The sequence below is a fragment of the Streptomyces sp. BF23-19 genome (assembly GCF_041106355.1).
In the GTDB taxonomy this organism is placed as follows: Bacteria; Actinomycetota; Actinomycetes; order Streptomycetales; family Streptomycetaceae; genus Streptomyces; species Streptomyces virginiae_A.
This window is the reverse complement of sequence record NZ_JBGBPT010000026.1, coordinates 87,923-102,269: the sequence shown is the minus strand read 5'-3', so window position 1 is coordinate 102,269 and position 14,347 is coordinate 87,923. Positions and strand designations below refer to the sequence as shown.

At 73.8% G+C, this 14,347-nt stretch carries 11 protein-coding genes; 3 read left to right on the top strand and 8 right to left on the bottom strand.

Annotated elements, in window-relative coordinates; genetic code table 11:
• From AB8A24_RS17220 to AB8A24_RS17205, 4 genes are all read right to left on the bottom strand, one after another.
• The coding region (locus AB8A24_RS17220; protein ID WP_369476434.1) for an ATP-binding cassette domain-containing protein at window positions 1–917 on the bottom strand (917 nt) is incomplete at its 3' end.
• Between the two features lie 236 nt (window positions 918–1,153).
• Window positions 1,154–1,900 carry an NUDIX domain-containing protein gene (locus AB8A24_RS17215; RefSeq protein WP_266378849.1) on the bottom strand — a complete coding sequence of 249 codons (747 nt, stop codon included), beginning with the start codon at window positions 1,898–1,900 and terminating at the stop codon, window positions 1,154–1,156.
• 119 nt (window positions 1,901–2,019) lie between these two features.
• Window positions 2,020–4,008, bottom strand: a complete 1,989-nt coding sequence (locus AB8A24_RS17210) for a glycogen debranching N-terminal domain-containing protein (protein ID WP_369476432.1) — start codon at window positions 4,006–4,008, stop codon at window positions 2,020–2,022.
• A gap of 212 nt (window positions 4,009–4,220) precedes the next feature.
• Window positions 4,221–5,483 carry a DUF4192 domain-containing protein gene (locus AB8A24_RS17205; RefSeq protein WP_369476431.1) on the bottom strand — a complete coding sequence of 421 codons (1,263 nt, stop codon included), beginning with the start codon at window positions 5,481–5,483 and terminating at the stop codon, window positions 4,221–4,223.
• A gap of 142 nt (window positions 5,484–5,625) precedes the next feature.
• Between AB8A24_RS17205 and AB8A24_RS17200 the strand changes: the two genes are divergently transcribed.
• Together AB8A24_RS17200 and AB8A24_RS17195 are read left to right on the top strand one after the other, a co-directional pair.
• Window positions 5,626–7,785, top strand: a complete 2,160-nt coding sequence (locus AB8A24_RS17200) for a RecQ family ATP-dependent DNA helicase (RefSeq protein WP_328961363.1) — start codon at window positions 5,626–5,628, stop codon at window positions 7,783–7,785.
• Between the two features lie 214 nt (window positions 7,786–7,999).
• Window positions 8,000–8,629, top strand: a complete 630-nt coding sequence (locus AB8A24_RS17195; protein WP_369476429.1) for a hypothetical protein — start codon at window positions 8,000–8,002, stop codon at window positions 8,627–8,629.
• A gap of 171 nt (window positions 8,630–8,800) precedes the next feature.
• Here the strand turns inward: AB8A24_RS17195 and AB8A24_RS17190 are convergent, their stop codons facing one another.
• The 3 genes from AB8A24_RS17190 to AB8A24_RS17180 all read right to left on the bottom strand — a co-directional run bounded on the left by AB8A24_RS17190 (window position 8,801) and on the right by AB8A24_RS17180 (window position 10,921).
• Complete coding sequence (locus AB8A24_RS17190; RefSeq protein WP_328961365.1) at window positions 8,801–9,433, bottom strand: hypothetical protein; 633 nt, start codon at window positions 9,431–9,433, stop codon at window positions 8,801–8,803.
• Window positions 9,434–9,492: 59 nt separating this feature from the next.
• The gene (locus tag AB8A24_RS17185; RefSeq protein ID WP_266378866.1) at window positions 9,493–10,203 is read right to left on the bottom strand and encodes a ribonuclease HII; all 711 of its coding nucleotides are present in this window, start codon (window positions 10,201–10,203) and stop codon (window positions 9,493–9,495) included.
• Between the two features lie 115 nt (window positions 10,204–10,318).
• Window positions 10,319–10,921 carry a TetR/AcrR family transcriptional regulator gene (locus AB8A24_RS17180; protein WP_328961366.1) on the bottom strand — a complete coding sequence of 201 codons (603 nt, stop codon included), beginning with the start codon at window positions 10,919–10,921 and terminating at the stop codon, window positions 10,319–10,321.
• A gap of 140 nt (window positions 10,922–11,061) precedes the next feature.
• On the opposite strand from AB8A24_RS17180, the gene AB8A24_RS17175 reads away from it, so the two are divergent.
• Window positions 11,062–12,615 (top strand): MFS transporter, encoded by a 1,554-nt coding sequence (locus tag AB8A24_RS17175; protein ID WP_328961367.1) that lies wholly within the window; start codon window positions 11,062–11,064, stop codon window positions 12,613–12,615.
• A gap of 92 nt (window positions 12,616–12,707) precedes the next feature.
• On the opposite strand, the gene AB8A24_RS17170 is transcribed toward AB8A24_RS17175, so the two are convergent.
• Entirely contained in the window at window positions 12,708–14,249 is a 1,542-nt protein-coding gene (locus tag AB8A24_RS17170; protein ID WP_369476438.1) for a DUF4173 domain-containing protein, read from the bottom strand.
• Between the last annotated feature and the right edge of the window lie 98 nt (window positions 14,250–14,347).

Genomic DNA, 14,347 nt, shown 5'->3' with positions numbered 1-14,347 from the left:
GTTCCGGCCGCGGCGCGCGCGGCCGGGACCGGCGCCGTCGACGCACCGGCGTCGCCCGTCTCGTCGGCGAGCTGATGGACCAGCACGCCGTGCCGGAACGCCGCCTCGCCGACCTCGGCGCAGTTGCTGCCGTACACCGACAGGCGGCTGCCGCTCTCCGCGACGATCTCCACCGCACGCCGGGCGGCCCGGGCCTCCCGGCCCAGTACGTCGGCCAGCCGGGCCGCGTGCGGGGTGCGCACGGCGACCCGCGGCCGCAGCCGGGTCCGGGCGAACTCGGCCGCGTCCTGGTCGGCGACGAGCCGGCCCGCCTCGATGCTGACGACGCGGTCGGCGCTACGGGCGGCCTCCTTGGCGTCGTCGGTGGTGAAGAGCACCGCGCCGCCGAGGGAGGCGTGGCCGCGCAGCAGGCCGTGCAGCCAGCCGCGTTCGCGTGGGGAGAGTCCGGCACCGGGCTCGTCGAGCAGCAGCGTGCACGGATCGGCGAGCAGGGCCGAGGCCAACGCGACCCGGCGCTCCATGCCGAGCGACAGTGAGCCGAGCCGCTGGTCCCGCAGTCCCGCGATGCCGACGACCTCGAGCATCGCGTCGGCCCGGGAGGCGGGCACCCCGGCGGCGGCACAGAGCATCCTCAGCTGGTTGCGGACGGTCCGCGCGGGGTTGCCGGGGACGTCGCCCAGGAGCACGCCGACCTCGCGGCCGGGGTGCGGGATCCGGTGCAGCGCGCGGCCGCGGAAGTAGGTGACGCCACGGCCCGGTTCGAGTTCGAGCATGAGCCGCAGGGCGGTGGTCTTGCCCGATCCCGGCTCGCCGAGCAGGGCGGTCACATGCCCCGGGCGGGCCTCGAAGGTGAGGTCGTCCACGAGGGGCGGGGCGTCGGGGCGGGGCTTGCTGGTGAGTCCGATGGCCTGGAGCATCGCTTCTCTCGCGGGGGGTGAGACCGCTCAGCGGCAGGGTGGGTACCGCAAGCAAGATAACGCGATATGTCCGATATTCAGCGCAACCGGTCCGATGGAATGCCGATACCGCCGCCGCGCCCCGTACGGACGGCGGGTCCGGACCTACCCGCGCACCCGCACACGCGCTCGGCCCCGGTCGGGGGGTCGGGAACAGCGGTCCGGCCGTCGCCGAGGGCGCCTCGTACGCCGCGGTGTCAGACTTCCGGACGCAGCATCGGCGGATTGAGCAGGGTGGCCCCGCCCGCCCGGAACAGCTGGGCCGGACGCCCGCCCTGACGGGTCGTCGTGCCTCCGGCCGGCACCAGGAATCCGGGAGTGCCGGTGACCTTGCGGTGGAAGTTGCGCGGGTCGAGGGACACTCCCCAGACCGCCTCGTAGACCCGGCGCAGCTCGCCGACGGTGAACTCCGGCGGGCAGAAGGCCGTGGCCAGCGAGGAGTACTCGATCTTCGAGCGGGCCCGCTCCACACCGTCGGCGAGGATCCTGGCGTGGTCGAAGGCGAGCCCCGTGGAGTCCTCGTCGGTGCCGGCCAGCACCTCGTCGACCGGAGCCCAGCGCGCGCTGTTGGCGTCTCCCCCGGCCCGGGGCGCAGGCAGGTCCGGAGCCAGCACCAGGTGCGCCACGCTGACGACACGCATCCGCGGATCGCGCTTCGGATCGCCGTAGGTGGCCAGCTGTTCGAGGTGCGCACCGTTGCCCGCGCCGGGCAGGGCGGGGTCGTGCGCGCAGAGGCCGGTCTCTTCGGCGAGCTCCCTGGCGGCGGCCCCCGCCAGGTCCTCGTCCCCGCGGACGAAACCTCCGGGCAGCGCCCAGCGGCCCTGGAACGGCTGCTCACCTCTGCGGACGACCAGCGCGCAGAGCGCGTGGCGCCGCACGGTGAGCACGACCAGGTCGACGGTGACGGCGAAGGGCGGATAGGCCGACGGGTCGTAGGGCGACATGCCGCGATCATAGTCGTCTGCCTGACGATAAACAGCGCTTTGGTGACCTTGAAGACAGCGCCCCGAAGGCGGGGGCCTGCGATCGGGCGGACGGTTCGGCCGGAACGGGGTGAGGATCCTCAGCCACCCAACTGGAGCGCATCGGCCGCCTCCTCCACCATGCCGAGGCCGAGCCGGCTGATCCGGACGGCGAAGGGCTCCCCCGCGATCCGAAGCCCTGAGAGTCTGAGCCCGCCCAGCGGGGCTCCGGGGAGGGGTACGAGGGCGACCGTGCCCGCGGGGGCGTCGGGGCGGATTCCGGCGAGGGCGGTCAGGGCGTGGACGCCGCCCGCCGCGGCCACGGCGGCCGGGCGGCAGGCCGCCGGGTGCGGCACGGGGGCGCTGCCCGTGGTGCGCTGCTCGGCCGCGAACATCTCCGGAAGCCGGTATCCGAAGGCCTCCGCCGTGTCCAGCAGGCCTCCGAGCAGGCCCGCGGCCTCCTTCTCGAAGCCGGCCTGGGCCAGACCCGCCACGGCCACCGCGCTCTCGTACGCCCGCACGGCGCCCGAGCGGTGGCCGAACGGGTTGTAGCCCGGCTCCTTCACGGCCATGCTCCGCAGCCCCCATCCGGAGTCCATGGCGGGGGCTCCGAGCAGTCGGGCGAGCTGCTCGGCCCGGGTCCGGTCCAAGAGCCCCGGGGCGAGCCGGCCGCCACCGAGCAGTCCGGTGTCGAGCAGGTGGGCGGCGGCCCCCGTCAGTCGTGGCAGCGGCCTCCCGTCGGGGTGGAGGGCCGAAGCGGGCCGGCCGCCGTCCGGACCGTCGATCCAGAACCGGGCCCGAAACCGCTCCCGCAGCCCGACCGCCCGATCCCGCCACTCCTCGGCTCCGGGCCGCCCGCACGCGGCGAGCAGGTCGGCGCCGAGCACGGCGGCCCGATGGGCGTGGGCCTGGGTCTCGCAGCGGCGCGGACCCGGATCGGGGTCGGCCAGGAAGCCGTCCTCCCCCAGGGCGCCCCGCAGCCAGTGCAGGCACCGCTCGGCGGCCGGGAGCAGCCGGGCCACCTCCTCCTCGGGCATCCCCCAGAGCCGGGCCTCGGCCAGCACCACGGGGAAGGCCAGGGTCGCCTCCGTGCCCGTGCACCCCGGTGGAAGCTGCGCGCCCGCTCCGCGCAGCGGGCCCGGGATCTTCCCGAGGTCCGGCCCCGGATCCTCGGTCTGGGTACGGGCGAGGATGCGCAGGGTGGCCGCGGCGAGACCGGTCCCGAGGGGCAGCGCCATCCGCGCGGCCCAGAGCGACTCCGCCGGTGCCAGGCCCAGCCGCCAGGGTGCTCCCGCCGCGGCGAAGGCGTCGCCCGGCTGCTCGGGGTCACGCAGGAGCAGCGCACCCAGGTCCTCGACGCTGGTCCGGAACCATGCCTCGGCCCTCGGATCGTCCCCTTCGGCCCGGGCGTCGGCCAGCGGGTTCGCCACCTGCCCGGCGGGGGCCCGACCCACCCGGTGCTGCGTGGTCCGCAGCTCGATGGTGCGGGATTCGCCGGGAGCCAGTTCGAGCTGCCAGCGCAGCAGCCCCGCCGAGGCCAGCGCGTCGTCCGGCGGCGGCTCGGCGGCGGTCACGGCCTGTGCCTCGCCGGTGCTCCAGCGCAGCCCGGCGGCGTGCACCCCGGCGGGCACCTCCGGCCCGGCCCGGCCGGCGGCCACGGTGGCCAGCTCCGCCAGGTCGGTGCCGAGCAGCACCTCCACGGGCAGGCGTACCGGCCGGGCCGCGAAACTGCGCAGGGTGATCCGCTCGGTGCCGTCCGCGTGCCGGACCCGTTCCACGCCGATGTCGGGGTCGGGGCCGGGCTCGGCGCCGGTGCGCACGGTCGCGGTGAAGACGGCCCGGTCGGCGGCGAGGCTGCGCCCCTGGACCGCGATCGGGTCCCGCCCGCCGACGCGCAGCACGCAGCGGGAGAGCAGGCGGCGCCCGGACCGGTAGATCCCGTCGATCCCCCGCCCGGTCAGCTGACCGTGCTCCGGTGAGATGGCCAGACAGGGCGCGGAGACGCAGATGACGGCGTCGTGCACGGGCGGCAGTTCGGACCTACGGGCGGCGGGCACGCCGGCTGGGCGAGGAGGTGCGAGGTGAGACATGTGTCGCCTTGTCTGCGCTCCGGTCGGTTCAGCTGGGCGGCGGCGCGGCCGGGCCCCCACCACCCCACAGCTGAACGCCCCCGACCCCGCCCGGGTCACGGTCCCGGGCGCCGTCCGGGCGTGCCCGGGGTGAAGCCCGCGCCGCCGGGGCAGGCCCAAGGCGTACCGGAGCAGTCGTACCGGACCGCCGGACGAGGTGGACCGGTGCGCGCTCACTGTTCGCTCCCCGCGGTACGGCGCGAGCCACGGCGGGTCGTCCGGTCCCGTCGGCCGGGAGGACGGGTACCGGCGGAGGGGCGCCCTCGCCGAGGTTCCCGTCGGCGCCGCTCCTCCCGCAGGCACTGCCGCAGCCCCTCGGGGTCGATCCCTTCGTTGCAGGCATGGTGGAGCAGCTGGGCGAAGCGGTACTCGGCGTCCGCCCGCAGGGCCAGGCCGAAGGCGATCCGGGCGGTCGGCTCGTCGCCCGTGGACCACGAGACCCAGCCGGCGAGGGTGAGCGGGGCGGCCGCGTGCTCGCCGTAGGCCCCGACGCAGCGCCGGGCCAGGGCCCGCCACAGCCGCAGGGCCGGGGCCGCCTCCTCGTGCTCCATCCATTCCGCGGCGACGTCCCGGATCTCGCGGTCCTGGAGGCCGAGGATCAGTGAGGCGGCCTCGTCGTGGCCGAGCAGCGCGTCGTCCCAGTCGTCGGCGTGGGCGCCGCCCTCGACGGGCGGGGCCAGTGTCATGCGCCGCATCAGGGTCCGCGCCAGGGCGATGGTCTCGGCGCCGACCTCCTCGCGGGTGGCCCCGTCGAGGATCCTGGGCATCAGGGCCGCGGCGGCGCGGTCCAGGGCCTGTTCCGCCTCCTCGGCCACGGCACCGCGCAGCGGTGCCAGCCTGCTCTCGATCTCCTTGAGGGAGCCCCGGACCTGGAGTCCGGCGAAGGTTGCCGTGGCGGCCAGCACCGAGGTACCGACGGCGGCCAGCCGGCTGCCCTCGGCCGGGCAGCACCGCTCGTCGGGGCATACGTAGGACCAGAACCGTCCCTCCGACAGGCACAGGGCCTCCAGTACGGGCACGTCCAGTGCGCCGCAGGCCAGCCGGATCCGCTGGGCGAGTGGCCGCAGCCGGGCCATCACCCGCCGGCCGCTCTCCTCCCCGGTCGGTTCCTGGCAGAGGTAGACGACGATGCCGTCGGGCTTGCCACCGCGCCGTTCGCTGCCCCGGATCAGGCACTCGGCGACCTGTCGGGCGGTGTCCTCCCATTCCGCGGGTGAGCTGGGGATACCGACGCGGAGCCGACCGCCGAAGCGTCCGCCCTCGCCGTGCACGGCGACCATGACGAGGGAGTCGGTCGGGTGGAAGCCGAGCATGTAGGGCAGCGCGTCGGCCAGTTCGGCCGGGCTGCGCAGGGTGATCTGGGGTCCGGTGGCGGCTCCGGCCGGGCTGATGGAGGGACGCTCGGACGGGGTGCGTGATTCGTGGTTGTTCGTCATGCCACGAAGGTCCCGCGCATGATCCGATCCCGAAAGCCCTGTGGATAACTCCCGCCGTCCCCTCGCCGCGCTCCCGCCGCCGCCGTCCACAGGCCCGGAGCGGCATTGGCGCGATGTCGGAGGCATCAGGTTGCATGGGGGCATGAACGCAGACCTGAGGTCCTCGGCCGACTCCGTACTAGCCCGTCTCGTGGGCGACCCCACGGGCGCCGCCAGGCTGCGCGAGGACCAGTGGCTGGCGATCGAGGCCCTCGTGGCGCACAAGCGGAGGGCGCTGGTGGTCCAGCGCACGGGCTGGGGCAAGTCCGCGGTGTACTTCGTCGCCACCTCCCTGCTGCGGGCGAACGGCGCCGGCCCCACCGTGATCGTCTCCCCGCTCCTCGCGTTGATGCGCAATCAGGTCGAGGCCGCGGCCCGGGCGGGGATCCGCGCCCGCACCATCAACTCCGCCAACCCCGAGGAGTGGGAGGGCATCCAGGCCGAGGTGGCGGCGGGTGAGGTCGATGTCCTGCTGGTGAGTCCGGAGCGGCTCAACAACCCCGATTTCCGCGACCAGGTCCTCCCCAAGCTCTCCGCCGCCACCGGCCTGCTCGTGGTCGACGAGGCGCACTGCATCTCCGACTGGGGTCACGACTTCCGCCCCGACTACCGCCGCCTGCGCACGATGCTGGCCGACCTTCCGCCGGGGGTCCCGGTGCTCGCCACGACCGCCACGGCCAATGCCCGCGTGACCGCCGACGTCGCCGAACAGCTCGGCACCGGGGCCGGTACGGACGCTCTGGTGCTGCGCGGTCCGTTGGACCGCGAGAGCCTGAGTCTGGCCGTGCTGACCCTGCCCGACGCGGCGCACCGGCTGGCCTGGCTCGCCGACCACCTCGGGGAGCTGCCCGGCTCCGGGATCATCTACACGTTGACCGTGGCGGCCGCCGAGGAGGTCACCGCCTACCTGCGTCACCGCGGGCACACCGTGTCCTCGTACACCGGAAAGACGGAGAACGCGGACCGCCAGCAGGCCGAGGACGACCTCCAGGCGAACCGGGTCAAGGCACTGGTGGCGACGTCCGCCCTCGGGATGGGCTTCGACAAGCCCGACCTCGGCTTCGTGGTGCACCTGGGATCGCCCTCCTCCCCCATCGCCTACTACCAGCAGGTCGGCCGCGCCGGCCGTGGTGTGGAGCACGCGGAGGTCCTGCTGCTCCCCGGTCGGGAGGACGAGGCGATCTGGCAGTACTTCGCCTCGGTGGCCTTCCCGCCGGAGGAGCAGGTGCGCCGCACGCTCGACGTCCTGGCGCAGGCAGGACGTCCGCTGTCACTGCCCGCCATGGAGCCGCTGGTCGATCTGCGCCGCACCCGGCTGGAGACCATGCTCAAGGTGCTCGATGTCGACGGCGCCGTGCACCGCGTCAAGGGCGGCTGGACCTCGACGGGCGAGCCCTGGGCCTACGACGCCGAGCGCTACGCGTGGGTGGCCCGCCAGCGGGCCACGGAGCAGCAGGCCATGCGTGACTACGCCGCGGCCACCGGGTGCCGGATGGAGTTCCTGCGCCGCCAGCTCGACGACGAGGAGGCGGCGCCGTGCGGCCGCTGCGACAACTGCGCAGGGGCCCGGTTCACGGCGGAGGTCTCCAGCACCGCGCTGGACACCGCGCGCGGTGAACTCGGGCGCCCGGGCGTGGAGCTGGAGCCGCGCAAGATGTGGCCGACCGGGCTCGCCGCGGTCGGCGTCGACCTCAAGGGGCGCATCCCCGCCGGGGAGCAGGCCTCGACGGGCCGGGCGTTGGGTCGGCTGTCGGACATCGGGTGGGGCAACCGGCTGCGCCCGATGCTGGCCCCGCAGGCTCCGGACCAGCCGGTTCCGGACGACGTCGCGCAGGCCGTGGTCGCGGTGCTCGCCGACTGGGCCCGGGGTCCGGGCGGCTGGGCCTCGGGCGCTCCGGACGCGCCGGCCCGGCCGGTGGGCGTGGTCGCGCTGCCCTCGCGCAGCCACCCCCAGCTGATCGGTTCGCTGGCCGCGCGGATCGCGGAGATCGGGCGGATGCCGTTGCTCGGCGCGCTCGCCTACACGGACCAGGCGCCGGAGTTCGGGTCGGTGTCCTCGAACAGCGCGCAGCGGGTACGGGGGCTCCACCAGGCCCTCACCGTGCCCCCGGCGCTGGCCGACGCGCTGGCGGAGTCCGCGGGCCCGGTGCTGCTCGTGGACGACCGTGCGGAGAGCGGGTGGACCATCGCGGTGGCCGCCCGGCTGCTGCGGCGGGCAGGCGCGAAAGAGGTGTTCCCGCTGGTGCTGGCGCTTCAGGGCTAGCCGAATGCGTCATCTTCGGCGTGGCGGGGCAAGGATATGAACGGCATACCGGCGAATTCCGGTCGGCGGCGTCAATTGCTCGTTGCCGCACGCTCAGAAGCCACGCGAGAATTGGGGTGCTCCCGCTCGGCTCCTCGGCACCCTCCTGGGCCGCGCTGCGGCGCGCCCTGACTCCACCGTGCCCGTTCGCGGGCGTGTACCCGAAGGGAGGACCGTGACCTTCGGATTCGCGCCGCCCCCGACCACGTCCCTGGCAACAGCCACCGGCGGCACCAGCCGACACGGCAGACTGCTGGAACCCGCGGAATGGACGGCGGCGGGCATTCCACTGCTCCGCAATCCGCGCGAGGTCGTCAGCGGGCTGCACTCCCGGCACAGCCCCGTGCCCTCGACCGCGGTCATCGCCGTCCTCGGCCCGGAGGAGCAGCTCGTGGCGAGCGCCTCCTTCTCCCAGCCGTCGACCTCGGCCGACGGCTGGAAGTACCGCAATGCCCTGTTGTCCCGGCTGCGCCGGGTCCTCCCGCACGACCTGCGGCGGCGGACGCCGGTACGGACGGCCGTGCTGCTCTACTGCCGCGAGGGTGACGAGCGGTGGACCGAGGAGGACGGGGCGTGGATGTGGGGGCTGCGGGACGCCTGCACCCTGCACGGCCTGCGCTGCGGGGCGTACATCACGCTCACCCATGGAGGCTGGCAGGTGCTGGGTGAGGGCCGTGGCGGTCGGCGCCCGAGCTCCGACTCGCGGCCGCAGCGCCTGGGCGACACCGTCGCCGAGTTCTCCCCGCTGGCCCTGCACACCGGGGGCGGCGCGGTCGAGGCCCTGCGGCGGACCGCCGCGCGCTGACCTCGTACGGCGCCGCGGTCCGCTTGCCCGCGGGCATGCCTCACGGCCGTACACCCGGGAACGGGCGTACGGCGGATCAGGCGTCGGGCACCGACTCGGGCCTCGGCGCGGGCTTCAGCGGGGCCGGCCCGAGGCCCGCCCCGCCCCTCGCCCGTGCCGGGGTACAGGGCGTCAGACGCCCGCACCCAGCACGGAGTTGATCTGCTGCGGGTCACCGCACACGATCAGCAGCGCACCCGCCCGGGTGAGCGCGACCGGCAGGGCACCCACGACGGTGTCGACCGCTCCGCCGTTGGCCGCGAAGACCACGACGGGACGGCCGGCGGCGCGCTGGACCTGCGCCGCGTCCGCGTAGAAGACATCGTCCCCGGCGTCGTGCAGGGCCCAGTACGCGGCCTCGCCGAAGGACAGCTCGTGAGCGGCCCACGGGTGCGGGTCGCCACTGGTGAGCACCAGGATGTCGCCGGGCGCGCGCCCGGTGTCGAGCAGCAGGTCGACGGCCTCTTCGGCCGCGTCCAGCGCGCCCTCGGCGGAGGCCGGGATCAGCTGGATCTGCGGCACCGCCGCGGAGACGGACGGTGCGGTGGGGGTTGCGGGAACGGGTCCGGGGGTGGCCTGCGGCGCACGCTGCGCGGGCGGTGCGGGCCTGGCGGGACCGGGGCGGCCGGGCCGCGGTACGGCGGCGGGACGCGGACCAGGTACAGGGCGGGGGGTCTGCGCGGTGCGGCTCGCGGCCGGCGTGACGCGGGGACCCTGGGCACTCTCGTGAATCTGAGGCTCCTCGATGGCGGGGGTGAGAGGCATGAGTTGATATCTATCAAACACCGGTACGAAACGTACCGGTCGGTGGCACAGGCGTGCGATCAGAAATCGAAGCCGAGTTGGCCTCCGTTTTCCAGCTCCATCGACTCCTCGCTGCGGCGCACCTTCTTGAGGTGGCGCCACCGGGGCAGCGCGTCGAGGTACGACCACGAGAGTCGGTGGTAGGGGGTGGGCCCCAGCTCCTCCAGCGCGGCCCGGTGTACCGGCGAGGGGTACCCGGCGTTGGCGGCGAAGGCGAAGTCCTCGATTCCACCGCCCTGTTCCCCGAGTTCGGCCATCATGCGGTCGCGGCGGACCTTGGCGATGACCGAGGCCGCGGCGACGGCGACGCAGGACTGGTCGCCCTTGATCACCGTACGGACCCGCCAGGGCGGGCCGAGGTAGTCGTGCTTACCGTCGAGTATCACCGCGTCGGGTCGTACCGGCAGCGCCTCCAGCGCGCGCTCCGCCGCCAGTCGGAGGGCGGCCGTCATCCCCAGTTCATCGATCTCCTCGGGCGAGGAGTGCCCGAGTGCGTACGCGGTGACCCAGCCCTCCAGGACATCGAGCAGGGCGTCGCGCCGCTTGGGGGTGAGCAGTTTGGAGTCGGTGAGCCCGGCGGGCGGCCGGCGCAGCCCGGTGATCGCCGCACACACGGTGACGGGTCCGGCCCAGGCCCCTCGTCCGACTTCGTCGACCCCGGCGATGACCTTGGCGCCGGTGGTTGCACGGAGGGAGCGTTCGACGGTGTGGGTGGGTGCTTCGTACGGCATGGCGCCAGCAAGGTTACGCCGCCCCGAGCCCACTGCACACCCCCGCCCCGGTCCGACCCGCCCGCGATCGGACGCGAACGCCGCTCGGGGCGCCCCGAGCCGCCCCCGCCGCGTCTCACACCCTGAGCAGCGGGACCATCACCTCGTCGATGAGGGCCGCGATGTCCACGTCCTTCCATTCGCTTCCGCACACCTTGGCGCGGTACATCAGCATCGCCGGAATGACATCCACGACAAACGGACCGGTCGCGTCCGGCCGCACGTCACCCCGCCCGATTCCGCGCTCCACAAGCTCCCTGATCAGGCGCTGAGCCGGCTCGTGCAGACCGGACCAGATAACTCCGTGAAACCGATCCGCATGCATGTGATCGCATTCGTGAAGCACCGACCGCAAGGCCTGCCCGGCGCGCGAGTGCATGACGTCCCGCGTGCTCACACACAGCAGAAAGAGGTCCTCGCGGATCGAACCACAGTCGGGAATGTCACCGATCCGCGGCAGACCGCTCCGCAGCGCATCGACCACCAGGTCCGCCTTCGACGGCCAGCGACGGTAGAGCGCGGCCTTGCCGGTGTGCGCGCCGGACGCGACGCCCTCCATGGTGAGCGCGTTCCAGCCGACCGTACTCAACTGCTCCAACGCGGCGTCGAGAATCGCCCGTTCGAGCTCAGGACCCCGTCTACGCCCCGGCGACGCCGCTGACCAGCGCGAACCCACCATCTCCCCACCTCCGACCGGCTTGCGCGTTCGACGCACGCATTTTCAGCCTTAGTGAACGCTTGCGTTCACTAAGGCGCGGCTCCTACCGTGGACCGACAGTGAACGAATGCGTTCACTATTTCACTTTGGGGGGATCCTCAGTGACAAGCTCTCAACTCGCCACACCCCGGATACCGGGCGCGGCACGCCGGGAGGGGCGCCCCGGAGTGGCGCTCGCCGTCATCGCCGCGTGCCAACTCATGGTCGTCCTCGACGCGACGATCGTGAACATCGCGCTCCCGCACATCCAGAGCGCCCTCGACTTCAGCACCACCGACCTCTCGTGGGTGCTCAGCGCCTACACCCTCACTTTCGGCGGCCTGCTGCTGCTCGGCGGCAGGGCGGGCGACATCCTGGGCCGGCGCCGCGTATTCCTCGCCGGAATCCTGCTCTTCACGCTGGCCTCCCTCCTCGGCGGCTTCGCCCAGGAGCCCTGGCAGCTGCTCGCGGCCCGCGCCCTGCAGGGGGTCGGCGGCGCGATCGCCTCGCCGACCTCGCTCGCCCTGATCACCACGACCTTCCCCGAAGGCCCCGAGCGGAACCGGGCGTTCGGGGTGTTCGCCGCCGTCTCCGCGGGCGGCGGCGCGATCGGTCTCCTGGCCGGCGGCATGCTGACCGAGTGGCTCGACTGGCGCTGGGTCCTCTTCGTCAACGTGCCGATCGGCGTGCTCATCGCGGTCCTGACCCCGCTCTACATCACCGAGTCCGAGCGCCACCCCGGCCGCTTCGACATCGCCGGAGCCCTCACCTCCACGGGCGGCATGGCCTCCCTCGTGTACGGATTCATCAGCGCCGCCGAGAAGGGCTGGCGCGACGCGATCACCCTCGGCTCGTTCGCCGCGGCCCTGGTGCTGCTGGCACTCTTCGTCGTCATCGAGTCACAGGCCCGCGAGCCGATCATCCCGCTGCGCATGTTCGCCGACCGCAACCGCACCGGCACCTACGTGATCATGCTCGGCCTCGCCGCCGCGATGTTCGGCATGTTCTTCTTCATCGTCCAGTTCGTGCAGAACGTGCTGGGCTTCTCGCCGATCCAGTCCGGCCTCGGCTTCCTGCCCGTGACGGTCGCCATCATCACCGCCGCCGGCCTCTCGCAGCGCTTCCTGCCGCGCTTCGGGCCCAAGCCCTTCATGGTCGCCGGGTCCGCGCTCACCGGAACCGGGCTGGCCTGGCTGACCTTCATCCGGACCGACAGCTCCTACGTCTCCGGAGTGCTCGGGCCGATGCTGCTGTTCGGCTTCGGCATGGGCCTCAACTTCGTGACCCTCACCCTCACCGCCGTCTCCGGCGTGGCCCCCAAGGAGGCGGGCGCTGCCTCCGGGCTGCTCAACGCCAGCCAGCAGGTCGGCGGCTCGCTCGGCCTGTCCATCCTGGTCACCGTCTTCGGCACCGCCAGTCGTGACGAGGCCACGAAGCAGGTCCCGGCCTTCATGGCCCAGGCGGACCCCCAGCAGATCGCCGCCTTCAAGGAGACCGGTTTCCTGCCCGACCCCTGGGGTGACCTGGTTCTCGCCCACGGCATCTCCACCGCGTTCTACGCCGCCGTCGCCATGGCGGGCCTGGCCCTGGCCACCGCCCTGCTGGTGATCCGGGTGCGCAAGAGCGACCTGGAGGCCTTGGCCGGAGCCGCCGCGAAGGCCGGTCCGGCCGCCTGAGCGAGCTCGTCCGTACGAAGCCGGGGCCGGGCGCGGGGAACGATCCCCGCGCCCGGCCCCGTACGCGCCCGCCCTGATCGGCAGGACACTCCCTAGTACTCGAGGCGGCTGCCGAAGGTGCCCAGGCGCGAGCAGACCTCGTACGAGGCGGTCACCGGACGCTCCCGCAGGATCTGCCGGGCCCGGTACTCGCCCCAGCTCATCGCGTACCAGGGGACGTCCCCGGCCTTGGCCAGCTCGTCGTTGATGCCGCGCAGGGCGCAGGACCGTTGGGGCTCGGGCAGCCGGTCCAGGCCGGGAACGGCGTCCGCCGACAGCGACTGGAAGTAGGAGAGGTCGATCTTCGCGTCCTCCTCGAAGCGGGCCACGTTGCGCTCGGCGACCATCCCGTCCGGGGAGAGCAGGCCGAAGGCCAGGACGGCCGCGGCCACACTGCCCGCGAACGCGCGCGCCGGCCAGCGTCCGCCGAACAGCCCGGCCGCCATGATCAGTACGATGACCAGTCCGAGCCACAGCTCCATCGCGGCCACCGACACACGCAGCCTGGTCAGCCCGTACGCCTCCACGTAGAGGTCCATCCGGCGCAGCGCGGAGGCGACGACGACCAGCGTCAGCGCGCAGAGCAGCCCGAGGACGATCCGGACGAGGCGGCGGTCACCCTCTCCGGAGCGCGGGGCCCAGCGCAGGGCGAGCGCGATCACGGCGAGGGTGAGCAGGGTGGCCCAGAGCAGTTGCCAGAAGCCCTCGCGGGCGTACTCGGCATAGGTCAGGTCGGTGCTTTTCAGGACCTTGTCGTAGCCGCCGAACAGGACGGCCAGCTGCACGGCGTTGAAGCCGGCGAAGAGCAGGTTGAGCACGACGAGCGGAAGAGCCCATTCGACACGGGAACGCGGCTTGCCCGGAGCCACCTTGATCCGGTCCCAGCGCAGCGGGGCCGCGGCGGTGCGGGCCGCGGCGAGCGCGAGGACCGCACCGAGGAGGAAGAGCATGAACCGGACGGGCCCGTCCTCGACGGAGACGTCGGGCATCAGATCGCCCAGCAGATCGGCGAAGGCCGCGTCGGCGGAGGCGAACAGCGCGCCGAAGAGCAGCAGCAGGACTGCGGCCACCACGGTCGCCTTGGCGACGGGCAGCCAGCGGTCCTTGTTGCCGCCGCCGCGTGAGCGCAGCCCGGTCAGCAGCCAGGCGACCCCGGACACGGCGGCGTCGAGGAAGCCGAGCGGGCTGAGCAGGACGCCGGGCCAGGTGCGGCTGCCGTGCAGGGCCAGCGCGCCCAGCAGGACGGCGGACAGGATCGCCAGCGTGGCCGGCCAGGCGGAGTCGCGCAGGGCCGGGACGGCGAGCAGGGCGATACAGCCGATCACCCAGGCCACGGTCCAGGGGCGGGCGCTGCGCCGGGCCTCGCGGGCGGCGACGTAGGCCGCGACGACGGCGGGCACCACCGCGAGCAGCAGACCGGGACCCATGCCGTCGCCGAGCAGCAGCGCGGTGGCGAGACCGGAGGCGAGGACGGCGACGAGGGTCGCGGTGCGGATGGGTGCGGCCTCGGCGGGGCGCACCAGTGTGGCCCAGGAGGGCGTGACCGAACGCTGCTGCACCTGCCAGGGGCTCGGGGGCGCCGCGCCGAACTGCATGCCCGGGGGTGGGCCGGCCGTGTCGGTGTATCTGCCGCCGGCCTGGAGCGGATCACCCGCTCCCTGGAACGCGCGGCGGCGTCCGGGAGGCTGACGGC

Bases quoted from the DNA above. Each gene is read 5' to 3' on its own strand.
- AB8A24_RS17215 (WP_266378849.1), bottom strand. From the start codon at position 1,900: ATGTCGCCCTACGACCCGTCGGCCTATCCGCCCTTCGCCGTCACCGTC.
- AB8A24_RS17210 (WP_369476432.1), bottom strand. From the start codon at position 4,008: ATGTCTCACCTCGCACCTCCTCGCCCAGCCGGCGTGCCCGCCGCCCGT.
- AB8A24_RS17205 (WP_369476431.1), bottom strand. From the start codon at position 5,483: ATGACGAACAACCACGAATCACGCACCCCGTCCGAGCGTCCCTCCATC.
- AB8A24_RS17200 (WP_328961363.1), top strand. From the start codon at position 5,626: ATGAACGCAGACCTGAGGTCCTCGGCCGACTCCGTACTAGCCCGTCTC.
- AB8A24_RS17190 (WP_328961365.1), bottom strand. From the start codon at position 9,433: ATGCCTCTCACCCCCGCCATCGAGGAGCCTCAGATTCACGAGAGTGCC.
- AB8A24_RS17185 (WP_266378866.1), bottom strand. From the start codon at position 10,203: ATGCCGTACGAAGCACCCACCCACACCGTCGAACGCTCCCTCCGTGCA.
- AB8A24_RS17180 (WP_328961366.1), bottom strand. From the start codon at position 10,921: ATGGTGGGTTCGCGCTGGTCAGCGGCGTCGCCGGGGCGTAGACGGGGT.
- AB8A24_RS17170 (WP_369476438.1), bottom strand. From the start codon at position 14,249: ATGCAGTTCGGCGCGGCGCCCCCGAGCCCCTGGCAGGTGCAGCAGCGT.